Origin of the sequence: Frankia sp. ACN1ag, from assembly GCF_001414035.1 — a bacterium.
GTDB classification, from domain to species: Bacteria; Actinomycetota; Actinomycetes; order Frankiales; family Frankiaceae; genus Frankia; species Frankia torreyi.
In genome coordinates, this window is sequence record NZ_LJPA01000036.1 from 1 (window position 1) to 14,793 (window position 14,793).

The window sequence follows — 14,793 nt, forward strand, 5'->3', positions numbered from 1 at the left end:
AGGTCGTCGTCGAAAACCATGGGTCGACGGTAGAACAACACACCCCGGATGTCGAACACATGTTCGTACGCTGTGGGCGGAGACGGCACGGGAACAAGCCGTCACCCGGTCGAACCGCCTGGCCGCATCCACCCTCCTCGCATTGATCACTAAGTGACGTAGTCGCAGGTGGACCATGCATGACGAGGGTTACTGACCCGCGGCCGGCCGGCACCGGCGTTTCCATCGTCATCGGACGGCGTTCGTCGGGTGCCGGTCGAGGGGCGGGGAGGCATCGGGTTCGGTCGCCGGCTCGGTCGTCGGGGGCCTGCGGCGGTCCGCGCAAGGAGCCTGCTCTCGGCGACGCGAGGAGTCGGCGACGCGAGGAGCACGATCACCTTGGCGGTCCCGCCGCCGACCCGGCCGTGCGGGCCGTGATGCGTACATTTGGTAAGACGTCGGGTGCGCACTGTTGAGGTGGGTGGATGCAGATCGGTGAGCTGGCGCGCGTGACCGGTACCACCCCGCGCGCGTTGCGGTACTACGAGGAGCAGGGCCTGCTGCGGTCGAGCCGCACCAGCGCCGGCTATCGCGTGTACGACGACGCCGCCGTCACCACCGTCGGCACCATCCGGTCCCTGCTCGCCAGCGGGTTCACCGTGGATGACGTCCGGTCCCTGCTCCCGCTGCTCGACCATCCGCTGCCGGAGCGGTTCCAGGCCAGGCCCGCCTGTGCCGACGCGCTCGCGGTGGCCGCCCGACGGCTGAGCATGTTGGAGGAACGCATCGCCGACCTCACCGTGCTTCGTGACCGTCTGGCCCACCGACTCGACCCCACCCGCTGACGCCCCGCTGGTTGACGCCCCGCTGGTTGACCTACCGCTGGTGGAGGACCCGCTGGTGGAGGACCCGCCGACCGGACCTGGTCAGCGGTTGATGGTCGTCATGTCGGCGTAGCGGTCGCCGGCCGGCGGTTCGATCGCGTCGAGCCGGACGAGCTGGTCGGGGGTGAGGACGAGCGCGTCCGCGGCCACGTTCTCCTCCAGCCGGCTGACCCGCTTCGTGCCCGGGATCGGCGCGAGGTCGTCGCCCTGGGCGAGCAGCCAGGCCAGCGCCACCTGCGCCGGGGTCGCCCCGGCCTCGCCGGCGACGGCCTCCACCTCGGCGACGATCCGCAGGTTCTGCGCCAGCGCCTCGGCGGCGAAGCGGGGGTTGCCGCCGCGGAAGTCGCCGGCCTCGAGCTGGTCCGCCGAGCGGATCTGGCCGGTCAGGAACCCGCGGCCGAGCGGGGAGTAGGGGACGAAACCGATGCCGAGCTCGCGCAGCAGCGGCAGGATCTCCGCCTCCGGCTCCCGCGACCACAGCGAGTACTCGGTCTGCAGGGCCGTGATCGGATGGGTCGCGTGGGCCCGCCGGATCGTCTCGACGCCGGCCTCGGACAGGCCGATGTGGCGGATCTTGCCCTCGGCGACCAGCTCGCCGAGCGCGCCGACGGTGTCCTCGATCGGCGTGTCCGGGTCCACCCGGTGCTGGTAGTAGAGGTCGACATGCTCCACCCCGAGGCGGCGCAGCGACCCCTCGAGCGCGGCCCGCAGGCTCGCCGGCGAGCTGTCCAGACCGGGCCGGTCGCCGTCGCGGTGCGAGATCAGCCCGAACTTGGTCGCCAGCACCACCTCGTCACGCCGCCCGGCGATCGCCCGGCCGACCAGCTCCTCGTTGCGGTACGGGCCGTAGATCTCCGCGGTGTCCAGGAAGGTGACGCCGAGGTCCAGCGCCCGGTGGATCGTCCGGATCGACTCGGCGTCGTCCGCGCTGGCGCCGGCGTAGTACGCCGACATCCCCATCGCGCCGAGACCGAGGCGGGAGACGTCCAGTCCGGCCAGTGACACATGCTGCATGCGCCGTGATCCAATCCGAGTGGGGCGGGATGGGCCGGGTGCTGCACCCGCAGCCAGGCTAGTCCGTCGATCGCCGGATTCCCCGGTGGCCCGCGTCGGAGCGTGAGAGACCCCGGCAGTTAGGGTGATACGAGGGAATCGCCGAAGGTGTGAGGGGGCTGGCCGCGGTGACGGATGCGGGCGAGCGGGACCTGGCGGGCGGGCAGTGGTGGCAGAGTCTCGTCGAGGAGCGCAACCCGGTGGATCTGAAGACCGACCAGCCGCATTCGGCTCGGATGTACGACTACTTCCTCGGCGGGAAGGACAACTTTCCCGCCGACCGGGAGGCGGCCGAGCAGTCGCTCGCCGCGTTCCCGAACCTGCGGGTCGTCGCCCGGGAGAACCGGGCGTTCCTGGCCCGGACGGTCCGTTACCTGGCCGGTGAGGTCGGGATCCGGCAGTTCCTCGACATCGGCACCGGGATCCCCACCTCGCCGAACCTGCACGAGATCGCCCAGGGCATCGCCCCCGACGCGCGCGTGGTATACGCGGACAACGACCCGATCGTCCTCACCCACGCCCGCGCGCTGCTCACCGGCACCTCCCAGGGCGCCACGGCGTACCTCGACGTCGACGTCCGCGACGTCGAGAGCATCCTGAGCTCGGCGGAGCTGCGCGACACCCTCGACGTGACGAAACCGGTCGCGCTGTCGCTCATCGCGCTGTTCCACTTCGTGCCCGACTCCGACGACCCCTACGGCATCGTCCGCCGCCTCGTCGACGCGCTCCCCGCCGGCAGCTACCTCGCCCTCTCCCACGTCACCGCCGACGAGGACCCGGGGTGGGAGCAGGTCGCCGAGACCTACCGCAGCCGCGGCATCCCCCTGCAGCCGCGCACCCGCGAACAGGTCGCGCGCTTCTTCGACGGTCTGGAGCTGGTCGAGCCGGGGGTGCAGGTTGTTCACCGCTGGCGCCCCGACGGCACCGCCACCGGGCTGAGCGACCTGGAGGTCAGCAACTACGGTGCGGTCGGCAGAAAGGTCTGACGGGCGCGGCGGCGCCGCACAGCCCGGCGGGGACGGGCGCGGGTAAGGATGCCCCGGTCTCGTTCATTCGAAAAAGAAGCAGTGCCAACTGGGTGGTGGTGCTGAGAAGCTGGGCGCCGCGTTCGTGTCTTACCCGACCCGCCCTCCCCGGTGACGAGGCCGACGCTGAAGATCTCCTCCACACACCATGACTCCAGATCGTGGAGAAGACCGTCGCGGCCCAGGTACGGCACCACGCCGAAGCGAGGCTGCAGCAGCCAGACCTCGGGCGCGCCCGGCCGCAACTGTCGATAGGGCGGATCGAGCGGCGACCGAGGATGCCCGGGAGGTCGTGGGGACACCTCGCGCGCTGTCGCCAACAGCAGCGCTCGGCCGTCATGCAGAATGCCGTCGCCCAACCGCTGGCTGACGGCGTTGAAGAACTCGGCTGCGTCTTCCGGCTGCCAGGACGGTATGCGTCCGACGGGAAATCCTGCCGTCCTCAGAAGCCGCACCGCCGCATCGCGTTCGGGAAACCGTGCGGCCAGTTCGGCAATCTCGCCGAAGGTCAGCGGCTCCGCGTCAGGCTGCTCGTCAGCCACCCGCCACCCGCCCGTGCCCCGCCATCTCCCCAGTGTCTCGTGGGCCGTCTGCCGAGGCGCGGCTGGCTGCGGCGACAGCGCCGGCGACAGCGAAAGAGCCGGCCTCCGCGTCCGTGTCGGACAGCTCGGCCCATACCGACAGGCCAGGTGCGTCCACCGCGCTGCCGGCGTCCGCCGGGTCCACCATGGGCAGGTGGCGACAACGACAGCCAGTACGCCCGGCGCGGGGTCCGCGCAGGAGCCGGACGTCGCGACCGTGCCGGCGCCCGTCGACGCGGAGGCGAGACCGGTCGGCTTCGTCGGGCTCGGGACGATGGGCCAGCCGATGGCGATGAACCTCGCCGCGTCGGGTCGGCCGCTGGTGGTGTGGAACCGCACGCCGGACCGTAGCGGGCCGCTGGTGGCGGCCGGGGCCAGTGCGACCGACGACGCCGCCGAGGTGTTCGCGCGCTGCCGCGTCGTCATCGTCATGCTCGCCGGCCCGGAGGCCGTCGACGCGGTGCTCGACCGCGCCGGCCCGACCTTCCCGGCCCGGCTGCGGGACCACACGCTCGTCCAGATGGGAACGACCTCGCCCGCCTACTCGCGGGCCCTCGCCGCCGACGTCCGCGCCGTGGGCGGTCGCTTCGTCGAGGCGCCGGTGTCCGGGTCGCGCGGGCCCGCCGAGGCCGGCCGGCTCGTGGGCATGCTCGCCGGCGACCCGGCCGACGTCGCCGACGTGCGACCGCTGCTCGCCCCGATGTGCCATGACCTGGTGGACTGCGGGCCCGTTCCCCGGGCGATGTCGACGAAGCTCGCCGTCAACCTGTTCCTGGTCACGCTGGTGACGGGCCTCGCGGAGGCGGTGCACTTCGCCCGGCGCAACGACGTCGACCTCGGCGTGCTCGGCCGGGTGCTGGCCGCGGGCCCGATGGCCAGCGACGTCTCCCGGGCGAAGCTGCCGAAGCTCGTCGAGCGCGACTTCACCGTCCAGGCGGGCATCCCGGACGTGCTGGAGATCATCCAGTTGATCACGCAGGCGGCCCGGGCCGCCGGTATCGCCTCACCCCTGACGGACGTCTGCGAGGCGCTCTACGGCGAGACCCTGGCGCAGGGCCGTGCCGCCGCCGACATGGTCGCCGTCCTCACGGCCCTCGAATCCCGCAGCGACTCCGCCTCCGGCCTGGGCTCCGCCTCCGGCCTGGGCTCCGCCTCCGGCCCGGGCTCCGCCTCCGGCCCGGGCTCCGCCTCCGGCCCGGGCTCCGCCTCCGGCCCGGGCTCCGCCTCCGGCCTGGACTCCGGCAACGGCGCCGGGTCGACCCGCGGCTGATCGCCCAACCCGCCTGCCGACCGGCGACCCGCGTTGGATCAGCGCGGGGGCGATCCGGCCGCACTGCCGGCGGCGCTGTTCTCGGCGACGAAGCCGGTCTGGATCAGCCGGCTGCCCCGCCGGGTGCACAGCAGCGCCCGCCCGGGCGGCAGGACCCGTGGTTTGACCCCGCCGAGCAGCGGCCCCTCGCTGCGCGGGCAGGACAGCGCGAGGTCGGGGGTGTTGAGCTCCTGCAGCCGGCGCAGCAGCGGGTCCATCGCCATGCGCATCAGCCCGGCCGCGGCCCGGCCGGCGACGACGTGCAGTCCGATGTCGCCGCCCTGCGGCAGCAGCGGCACGAACGCGGTCAGCGGGTTGTCCGAGCCGGTCAGCAGGTCGTAGTCGTCGATGAGCACGAACAGCAGCGGCCCGGACCACCAGTCGCGTCGCCGAAGCTGCTCCGGGGAGACGTCCGGGCCGGGCATCCGCGGGGTGAGGCCGGCGACGGCGTCGCGGGCTGTCGCCTTGGTGCTGTCCGGCGACACCGAGTAGCCCAGCCGGTAGGCGTCGGGGATGTCGTCGAAGAGTCGCCGACGGTAGTCGACCGCCATGATCCGCGCCTGCGCCGGGGTGAACCGGCTGGTGATCGCCCGCGCCACCAGCCGCAGCAGGTTGGTCTTGCCACTCTCGTTGTCCCCGAGCAGGGTGAGGTGCGGCAGCTGGCGGAAGTCGTGAAAGACGGGTTCCAACCGGCTCTCGTCGACGCCGAGGGCGACCCGCAGCGCCCCGTCGGGGGGCGGCAACTGCTCCACCGGCAGGACGGCGGGCAGCGTGCGCACCGGCCGCGCCTTCGGGCCGGGCCAGCCGTCCACCACCGCGGAGACCAGATGGCGGGTGCCGTGCGCCAGGTCGTCGACCGAGCCGGCGCCGTCGATCCTCGGCAGGGCCGCGATGAAGTGCAGCTTGGTGTCGGTCAGCCCGCGTCCGGGCAGTTTCGGCACGGCCGCGGCCGCCCGCAGGTCGATCCCGGACTCCACCGGGTCGCCGAGCCGCAGCTCCAGCCGGGACCCGATCTTGTCCCGCATCGTGTGGTAGATCTCCGACCACCGCCCGGCCGTCAGCAGGATGTGCAGGCCGTAGTTCAGCCCCCGGGAGGCGATCTCGCGGGCGTCGGTCTCCGCCGCCTCGAACTCCTGGCGCAGGGTGGACCAGCCGTCGACGACGAGGAACAGATCGCCGAACTCCTCCGCCGGCACCCGGCCGGCCGCGATCAGCTCCCGGTAGGCGACCATCCCGGACACCCCGAGCTCGGCGAAGCGCCGCTCCCGGTCGCTGAGCAGGGCGACCATCTCCGCGACGGTCCGGTTCACCCGGTCCGGGTCGTGCCGGCCGGTGACTCCGCCGACGTGCGGCAGGTCCGCGATGCTTGCCAGCGAGCCGCCGCCGAAGTCGAGGCAGAAGAACTGCACCTGCCGCGGCGAATGGGTCAGGGCGAGGCCGGCGATCACGGATCGCAGCAGGGTGCTCTTGCCGCTCTGCGGCCCGCCGGCGATGCCGAGATGGCCGCCGACGCCGCCGAAGTCGACCGTGAGCAGGTCGCGGACCTGCTCGAACGGCTTGTCGATCATCCCTACCGGCACCGTCAGCAGCCCGTCCGCGCCGACGTCGACGGGCCGCAGCCCGTGCTCCGGGTCGGGCAGCAGCGGCGGCAGGACCTGGTCCAGGGTCGGCGGCTGCTCCAGCGGCGGCAACCAGACGCGGTGCGCCGGCGGCCCCTGGTCGACCAGCCGGTCGACCAGCACCTCCAGTACGGTGCTGGCGGTGGCGTCGGCGTTGTCGGCCTCGTCGGTGTCGGCGGGAGCGTCGGCCTCGCGGATGACGACCGGGACGTGCTCGGTGCCGTACGGCACGACCTGGCTCTCGATGACGTCCTGGTCGACGCGGGTCGAGCGCAGCCGGTACGGCCCGGAGACGTAGGCCGCCTTGAACCGGGTGATCGTCGCGACGTCGGAACGCAGGTAGCCGTTGCCGGGTGCGGCGGGCAGCTCGTAGGCGTCCGGGACGCCGATGACGGACCGGGACTCCATCGCGGAGAAGGTCCGCAGGCTCACCCGGTACGACAGGTGGCCCTCGAGCTGGTGGATGCGGCCGTCGTCCAGGCGCTGGGAGGCCAGCAGCAGATGGACGGCCAGTGACCGGCCGAGCCTGCCGATCATCACGAACAGCTCGATGAAGTCGGTGTGCGCGGCGATCAGTTCGCTGAACTCGTCGACGATGACGAACAGGGTGGGCAGCGGGGCCAGCGGCGCGCCCTGCGCGCGGGCCTGCTCGTAGTCCCGAACCGAGCTGAAGTTGCCGGCGCGGCGCAGCAGCTCCTGACGACGGACCAGCTCGCCGCGCAGCGCGTCGCGCATCCGGTCCACCAGCGCGGCCTCGTCGGCGAGGTTGGTGATGGTCGCGGACACGTGCGGCAGCCGGTCCAGCCCGGCGAAGGTCGCGCCGCCCTTGAAGTCGACCAGCACGAAGTTCAACGTCTCCGACGAGTGCGTCGCCGCCAGCGCCAGCACGAGGGTGCGCAGCAGCTCGCTCTTGCCCGAACCGGTCGCGCCGATCAGCATCCCGTGCGGCCCCATGCCGTCCTCGGCGGACTCCTTGATGTCCAGCTCGATGGGCGAGCCGTCGGCGGCGACGCCGATGGGCACCCGCAGCCGCTCGGACCCGTGCCGGGTCGGCCAGACGGTCCTCGGATCGAACCGCTCCAGATCGCCGAGACCGAGCAGGTCCGGCAGGTCGAGGTTGGCGCTCAGCCCGTCGGGGGCCTGCTCGGCGCTCTCGCCGGCGCTGTGCCGGGCCATCAGCCGGGCCAGCATCGCCATCCGGACCCGGGACAGCACGTCCGGGGTGGCCAGGCGGGTCCGGACCTCCCGACCGACCCGGTCGACCTCGACGATGTCCATCGTGTCGGCGGCGACGTCGAGATGCAGCAGGTGCCGGGCGTTGCCGCCGGCGCCGTTGTGCTCGAAGTCGACGAGGACGGCGTTGCGGTAGCCGGAGACGAGGAACCGGGATCCGGGCGAGATCCGGCCACCGTCGCTGACCACGACGACGAACGGTTCGGTTCGGGAGGGTGCCGCGCCGGTCTCGAACCGGGCCCGCTCCCCGAAGCTCTGCCCCAGCAACCGCTCGACGTCCTCCAGCGACTCCCCGAACAGCCGCACCGGGCCGGCCGCGTCACGGTCGGTGGGGTGCTGGGCGTGCGGCAGCCACTTGACCCAGCTCCACTCCTCGCGCCGCGCCGCCGCGGCGCAGACGGCGATCCGCACCTCGTCCGGGGCGTGGAAGGTGGCCATGTGGGCGAGCAGCGCCCGCACCATGCCCAGTGACATCTCGCGGTCGCCGTCCACCTGAATGCGGGCGAACCCGCGGATGAACAGGGCGACCGGCTGGCCGGGGACCGTCGTGTAGGCGCGGGTGAACCGCCGCAGCGCCTTCGCCGACACCGGCTCCAGATCCTCCACCGGGCTGGTCTGCAGCGGGGTGATCCGCACGGCGAGCCGCTGCGATCCGGTCCCGACGCGGATCTCGCCGAAGTCCGGGTGGGTCGGGCGGCGTTCCCACAACCGGCTGGTCATGGCGAGCGACCACAGCGACTCCGGGTCCGGGTGGCGCCAGGCCAGTGCCGAGCGCTGCTTCTCCGCGTAGCCCCGGACCTGGCGGCGGGTGCGGGAGAGGTAGCGCAGGTAGTCGCGGCGCTCGCCGCCGACCTTGTGCTTGCGGTCGCCGGACTGCGTCAGGACCTGGCCGAGACCCATCGTGGCCATGCCGGCGCCCATCATCGCCATCATCGTCAGGCCCATGGGCCCGGACGCCGAGCGGCCGATGTAGAAGTACATCATCCCGCCCGACATCAGGGCCATCGGAACCACCATCAGCAGCACCCGCATGCCCGCGCTCTGCACCTCGGGGACGGTGGGCGGCTCCTGAAGCGTGATCTCGCCGTGCGGCATCTCCGGGCCGGTACGGCGGGCGGGGCGGCGGAAGGCGACCGTGGCCATGTCCGCTACACGCCCCCGCTGCACCGTCGGGTTGAACCGATGGGCGGGTGTGTCCTGGATCACAGAAGTGAACCGGCATGGATGAGCCTGTCGTGCCGGAGACATGGCACAGAGCAGCGCGGCGGAGGTCTGCCGTCTTCTCGTCATCGGGCCGACCAGCCGGGTCGATCTGTCCGTGCCCACGCACGTGCCCCTGACCGACCTGATGCCGGCGCTGCTGCGCAGTCTCGGCCCCGATCTCGCCGATCGCGGGTTGGAACACAGCGGCTGGGTGGTGCAGCGGCTCGGCTCGCCCCCGCTGGACGAGGACCTCAGCGTCGCCGAGCACGAGCTGCTCGACGGCGACACCGTCCACGTCCGCCCGCGTTCGGACCAGATCCCGCCGCTGGACTTCGACGACCTGATCGATGGCATCTCCACCGGGATCAGCGCGCGCTCGGGTCTGTGGCGGCCGCGGACCACCCACGCGGTGTCGGCGTTGGCGCTGGTGGTGTGGTTGCTGGTGGCGCTCGCGGTGCCGGTGCTGGCCGGTCCGCACGTCCCCACCCCGGCTGCTGGCGCCCGGGGCGCCCACGGCACCACCGACGCCGGCGGCGACGCGTTCGGCCGGCCCGTGACGGTGGGCGTCGTCGCGATGCTGCTGTTCGTCGCCATGGTGGTGTCGGGCCGGGGGCAGCGGGATCGCGCGGTGACCGCGCTCCTCGGCGGTGCGGTGGTGGCCTTCGCCGTGGAGGCGGTGGTTCTCCAGGTCGCCGATGCCGACGCCGGAGCGGGCGCCGGCGCCCGCCTGCCCGAGATGCTGCTGGCCGGCGCGGGAGTCGCCGTACTCGCGAGCCTGCTGGTGCTGGTCGTGGCGTCCGGGCGCGACACACTTCTGCCGGTCGGTCTCGCGGTCGCGGCCATGGCGCTGGCCGCCGCCGTGGCCGGTGAGCTGAGTTCCGCCGCCGGCCTGGACTGGACCCAGGTGGCGGCAGTGATGGCGCTGCTCTGCGTGGCGGCCCGCCCCGCGGTGCCGATGGCCTCGTTCAAGCTCGCCGGGCTGACACTGCCGCCGCTGCCGGTCGAACCGGAGGACCTGCAGGACGACATCGACCCCGAGCCCGGGGCGGAACTGCTGGCCCGCACGGCCCGGGCCGACCGCTTCATGACCGCCCTGCACGCGGCCAGCGGGGTCGTGTCGACCGTCGCGGTGCTCCGGCTGGCGCTCGCGCCCGGCTGGCTGCCGGCGGCGGTGGCCCTCCTCGTCGGGTTCGCGCAGGTGCTCGCCGCCCGCCCGATGACGAGTACCTGGCACCGTCTGGCGTTGGGACTGCCCGCCGGCGCGGGTCTGGTCGCCGTCGTCCTGTCCCTGCCCGGGCGGTCGGGCGGGCTCGGTGGCGGCGCGGCCCTGCCGATGGTGCTGGCGCTGCTGCTGGCGACCGTTGCCGCGGCCTGCGCGTACGTGCTTCCGCGTCGCCGGTTGACGCCGATCTGGGGGCGGCTCGGCGACTGGGGGCACGCCACGGCCCTGGCGGTCTCGGTACCACTGGTGGTCGGGATGCTTGGCGGAATCGGGTTCATCCGTTCGGTGGTCGGCTGAGATGCGCTCCCGACGAGACCAGGTCAACGCGCACAACTACATGGTGTTCCGGTTGACCGGGGCGCTCGTCCGGGCCGAACCGGACATCCTGGAGTCACCGACCCGCCGGGACCTGCGCGGGCTGGTCACCGGGGGCGTGGCGGCGATCCTGCTGCTGGCGGTGGTCGCGATCTGGGCGCTGATCTCCGCGCGGGGGTCGACGGCCTGGCGTAAACCCGGCGCTCTGATTATGGAAAAGTCGAGCGGGAGCCGGTTCCTGCTGGTCGACGGCGCGCTGCGGCCGGTGCGCAACATCGCCTCGGCCCGGCTGCTGACGGGCCAGGCCGTCACGCCGGTGGTGGTGCCGCGATCCCGGCTGGCCGGAGTGCCGCGCGGCGCTCCCCTCGGGCTCGCGAACGCACCGGACACCCTGCCCGACCCCAGCCACCTCAACGACGGCGTGTGGCGGCTGTGCGCCGGTCCCGGCACCGGCGGGGGGCCGGCCGGGGGAACGGCTGCCGTCGCGGCGCCGTCCATGGTCCTCGACGTCGGCGTCGCTGCGGCGAAGCCCCGGATCGGTGCCGACGTGGGGCTGCTGGTCTCGTCCGACGGGCAGGAGTACCTGCTCTGGCGGGGGCAACGGTTGCTGCTGGCCCGCCCCTGGGCCGCGGACGTGCTGGGCTTCGGCGCGATCATCCCCACCGCCGTTCCCCGGACGTGGCTGGACCTGGTGCCGCCCGGGCCGGATCTGGCCCCGGTGGCCGTGCCGGACGCCGGGACGCCCGGGCCGCCGATCGGGGGTCAGGCCACCCGGCGGGGCGAGCTGTTCGCGGTGACGACGGCGACCGGATCGGTCGCCCACTACATCCTGCTGGCGTCCGGGTTGACCGCGTTGAGCCCGACCCAGTTCGCCCTGGCTCGGGGCGAGGCGGGCGACGCACCGGAGCACCAGCTCACCCCGGGGGACCTCGCCACCGCGGCGCGGGTCGCGATGACGGCGCCGCAGAACACGCTGCCGCCGACGCCGCCGCAGATCCGGCTGCTGTCCCCGCGCGAGTCGGTCTGCGTCGAGTCCTCGCCGGACCCGGCCGGCTCGGCGTTCGACGTCGTGGTGACGACGGTGCACGCGGCCGCGGGCCGGCGGACCTCCGGCGTCACCGCCATCGGAGTCACCGCGGGTGGCGGCGCCCTGGTCGTGCCCCGGCTGCTGCCACGGGACAGCCCGGCGACGGAGGTGGCCAGGCAGCCGGGCGTGCTGGTCGACGGCAGCGGGATGGCCTACCCGGCGACCGGGGATGCGATCAAGGCCCTCGGCTACGCGCCCGAACAGGCCGTCGCCGCCCCGTGGAAGTTGGTGGCGCTCCTGCCCACGGGACCGTCGCTGACGACGCCGGGACGGGGGGGATGACCGGAAGTCGTGGGCCAGAAGACCACCGAGATCAGTGATGTCCACGTCCGAACCAGGAGGGCACGTCCATGCCAGATCAGAGTCTCGTCGCAGATGAAGCCACCACCATTGCCATGATCAAAGCCTTCGACCTCTGCCAGGACGAGTGCAACAACATCCAGCAGACGATCGACGGCGCCAGTTCCATGCTCTTCTCGACGTGGGGTGGTGTCGCGGCCGCCAAGTACCGCGACGCCATCGCCGGCTGGCAGAACGGCTTCAACGAGGTCCGGCAGGCGCTGAACCTGCTGAACGAATCGATGGTCAGCTACGCGAAGACCACGACCAGCACCGAGGACGACGCCCTGATGATCGGTTCGAGCTGGGCCCAGGGCCTCACCTGACGCGCAGCCGGCCGATTTCCAACCCAGCCCGAATCCGGAATCCGGAGGAACGAGGAGAACATGGCCACCTATCAGTTCAGCCCGAACGGCGCCCTCGACACCGCCGACGAGCTCCAGTTCGTCACCAAGAAGCTCGAGGAGTCGCTGGCCGATCTCACGACGAAGGTGCAGCTGTTCATCCAGGCCAACGCGGGTGCCGCCCCGGAGAACTACACGCTGGCACAGCAGCAGTGGAACAAGGGCCAGCAGGACATGGAGCTGTCCCTCGCGGTGGGCCGGCAGAAGCTCGAGGAGATCCACAACCAGTACCTGCTGGGTGACAGGAAGGGTGCGAGCGTCTTCGGCTCGCTGCTGTGACGGTGCGCGTCACGCCGGACACCCGCAGATCTCCTCGTCGCGTACGCGGCCGGTAACCAGATTCTTCTCGTGCTCGGTGGCCGACCGGATCCCGCTCGGACCACTACCGGTGTGACGGGTCGCGCGGGCCGGTCGGGCCGCTGCTCTCTTGGTAGGACACAAAAACCGAGGCGAACGACAGGAGAGACCATTGGGCACCGAGTTCACGATCAAGATTGACGAGCCGACCCTCCAGCGGCTTCGAACCGAGTACGGCGACCTGCTCGATGACATGGATACGCGGCTGGCCGACTACCAGTGGGACAGCGGTGAGACCTACTCCGACCTGACCCTGGGCGATCAGTTTCCCCTGAGCCTGGGGGGCGCGGACTTCACCCAGGCCGTGAAGCTGGCCAAGGACCTGGACAAGGTGCGCAAGAACCTCACCGGCCGGTTCGACACGGTGTACTCGAACGCCTCGAACCTGTACTGGGGCCTGCAGTCGCTGCTCGAAGACTCGGACGCGGTCGAGCATCTGAACTCGATGACGGCCGACGAGTTCGAGCAGTTCATTCCCACGGAGACGACCCAGGGCCCGGGCGACGGCCCGACCAACAACCCCAAAGGGAACTGACNGTGGCTGCTACCGGGCCGATCGAGGACATCCTCCAGACCATCCTCGGGTACACCGTCGGCGCCGCCGACGGCGGCCTCAACCTTGCCACCGGCCCGGGTGACAACAACTCACCCACCCAGAACACGAACACCAAGCGCGTCGCCGACAATCTGCGGCCGAGCACCATCGGGAGCGCCGGCGGCGCGCCCTGGCTGATTCCCGAGGAGCGCGAGGAGCACTACCACACCTCGGGGAGCTGGAAGCCGAAGTTCAAGCAGGGGGCGGTCACCTTCTGGCGCTGGATGTCCAGCGACTCGATGAGCAACGCGGAGCAGTTGACCGTGTGGGTCGGGAAGAAGGACGACTCCTCGTCGGCGAACCGCAACTCCCTGACGCCCGCGGGCGCCGCGGACAGCAATCCGTTGATGGACGTCCGGGCGGCCTGGACCGCGGTGTTCAAGGACATTCCGCAGATTGCCGGTCCGCGCACGCCGTTCGATCCGGCCACGCTGCGTGGGGTCAATGTGGCCCTGCAGCGTGTCGGGGAGTGGGCCCAGGCCATCTTCGAGGATCTGGACAACGACGTCTCCCGGCTGGACACGAAGGTCGAGAATTTCGACGGTTCGGCGGCCGCGGCCTTCCGGGATCAGGTCAATGCGGCCAGGCGCGGTGTACAGGGTGTCCTCGACCAGATCAAGAGATGGTCCGATCCGCTGGGGCAGGCCGTCACCAGCGCGGTGAACTTCGTGAACCAGCTCGCCCTGGACAACGCCTACTGGAACGGGCAGAACGGCCAGGGAGAGACGCGGGGTCCGATCGGTGGGCCGCCCGGCGTCTGGCCGGATCCCTTCGCGCTGATCGTCCAGATGTTCGACCAGTCCACGGTGTACAGCACCTATGGCACCGACCCGAACTACAACCATTCCGGCGGATTGTGGGAGACCGGCCGGATCCGCGGCGAGCTCGGCGAGTACGAGTACGACCTGTGGCGGGAGATGTACATTCGCTTTCCTGACTGGAGTGGCGTCGCCGGGGACTTCGCGGTGCTCCGGCAGCCGTCCTGGTTCGATGCCGACCGGGCGCTTCGGGCTGCGTGGGCGAAGAAGGTGCAGGACAGCTTCGCGCCATCCCTGGGCCTGGCCCAGGACATGATGGACAAGTTCGCCGCCGCGGCCTCCGCGGTCAAACTGACCAAGATGCCGCCGGTCCAGCACACCCCCCACCACAGCCCGGATAACGCCAATACGCAGTTCAATCCCGAAGATCTTGAAAAGTATTTGAATGGGCTTAACAACAACCTAAATAACGGCCTCAATGATCTGAACAACAATCTGAACAGTCTGAACGACGGCCTGAACCACGATCTGAACGACCTGAACAACGACCTGAACAACGACCTGAACAAGAACCTGAACGGCCTGAACGACAACCTGAACGGTCTGAACAACGACCTGAACAACAACCTGAACGGTCTGAACGACGGTCTCAACAAGAACCTTAACGGCCTGGGTGACGGGTTGAACGGCCTGAACAAAAACCTGGGCAACGGGCTGAACGGGCTGGGTGACGGTCTGAATGGGCTGGGTAACGGCCTGAACGGCCTGGGTAACGATCTGGGTGGCGGGCTGAATGGCCTGAACGACAACCTGGGCAACGGTCTGAACGG

11 protein-coding genes are annotated in these 14,793 nt (G+C 71.3%); 8 read left to right on the forward strand and 3 right to left on the reverse strand.

Translation table 11 applies throughout. The features are described 5' to 3' along the window. The first annotated feature begins 464 nt into the window (after window positions 1–464). A complete protein-coding gene (locus UK82_RS25220; RefSeq protein WP_044888463.1) occupies window positions 465–824 on the forward strand; it encodes a MerR family transcriptional regulator in 360 nt (119 codons plus the stop codon). A gap of 81 nt (window positions 825–905) precedes the next feature. Here UK82_RS25220 and UK82_RS25225 read toward each other — a convergent pair whose 3' ends face one another. Beyond that, window positions 906–1,877: an aldo/keto reductase gene (locus UK82_RS25225; protein ID WP_055409738.1), complete on the reverse strand. Its 972-nt coding sequence runs from the start codon at window positions 1,875–1,877 to the stop codon at window positions 906–908. Between the two features lie 167 nt (window positions 1,878–2,044). Between UK82_RS25225 and UK82_RS25230 the strand changes: the two genes are divergently transcribed. Next, on the forward strand, window positions 2,045–2,902 hold the full coding sequence (locus tag UK82_RS25230) for an SAM-dependent methyltransferase (RefSeq protein ID WP_236706419.1): 858 nt from the start codon (window positions 2,045–2,047) through the stop codon (window positions 2,900–2,902). Here UK82_RS25230 and UK82_RS33155 read toward each other — a convergent pair. Continuing rightward, entirely contained in the window at window positions 2,875–3,483 is a 609-nt protein-coding gene (locus tag UK82_RS33155; protein ID WP_152990016.1) for an effector-associated domain EAD1-containing protein, read from the reverse strand. The two genes, UK82_RS25230 and UK82_RS33155, sit on opposite strands and share 28 nt — an antisense overlap. A gap of 313 nt (window positions 3,484–3,796) precedes the next feature. On the opposite strand from UK82_RS33155, the gene UK82_RS25235 reads away from it, so the two are divergent. After that, window positions 3,797–4,792 carry an NAD(P)-dependent oxidoreductase gene (locus UK82_RS25235; RefSeq protein WP_055409777.1) on the forward strand — a complete coding sequence of 332 codons (996 nt, stop codon included), beginning with the start codon at window positions 3,797–3,799 and terminating at the stop codon, window positions 4,790–4,792. Window positions 4,793–4,830: 38 nt separating this feature from the next. On the opposite strand, the gene UK82_RS25240 is transcribed toward UK82_RS25235, so the two are convergent. After that, on the reverse strand, window positions 4,831–8,826 hold the full coding sequence (locus tag UK82_RS25240) for a type VII secretion protein EccC (RefSeq protein ID WP_044888459.1): 3,996 nt from the start codon (window positions 8,824–8,826) through the stop codon (window positions 4,831–4,833). Window positions 8,827–8,929: 103 nt separating this feature from the next. Here UK82_RS25240 and eccD point away from each other — a divergent pair, with 103 nt between their 5' ends. The 5 genes from eccD (at window position 8,930) to UK82_RS25265 (ending at window position 13,145) form a co-directional block, all read left to right on the forward strand. Then, entirely contained in the window at window positions 8,930–10,405 is a 1,476-nt protein-coding gene (gene eccD, locus UK82_RS25245) for a type VII secretion integral membrane protein EccD (protein ID WP_055409740.1), read from the forward strand. 1 nt (window position 10,406) lies between these two features. Continuing rightward, window positions 10,407–11,792, forward strand: coding sequence for a type VII secretion protein EccB (gene eccB, locus UK82_RS25250; RefSeq protein ID WP_055409742.1), 1,386 nt, complete (start codon window positions 10,407–10,409; stop codon window positions 11,790–11,792). A gap of 68 nt (window positions 11,793–11,860) precedes the next feature. Then, on the forward strand, window positions 11,861–12,175 hold the full coding sequence (locus UK82_RS25255; RefSeq protein ID WP_044888456.1) for a WXG100 family type VII secretion target: 315 nt from the start codon (window positions 11,861–11,863) through the stop codon (window positions 12,173–12,175). Window positions 12,176–12,235: 60 nt separating this feature from the next. After that, on the forward strand, window positions 12,236–12,532 hold the full coding sequence (locus UK82_RS25260; protein WP_044888455.1) for a WXG100 family type VII secretion target: 297 nt from the start codon (window positions 12,236–12,238) through the stop codon (window positions 12,530–12,532). Between the two features lie 190 nt (window positions 12,533–12,722). Beyond that, window positions 12,723–13,145 carry a hypothetical protein gene (locus tag UK82_RS25265; RefSeq protein WP_044888454.1) on the forward strand — a complete coding sequence of 141 codons (423 nt, stop codon included), beginning with the start codon at window positions 12,723–12,725 and terminating at the stop codon, window positions 13,143–13,145. Window positions 13,146–14,793 lie beyond the last annotated feature (1,648 nt).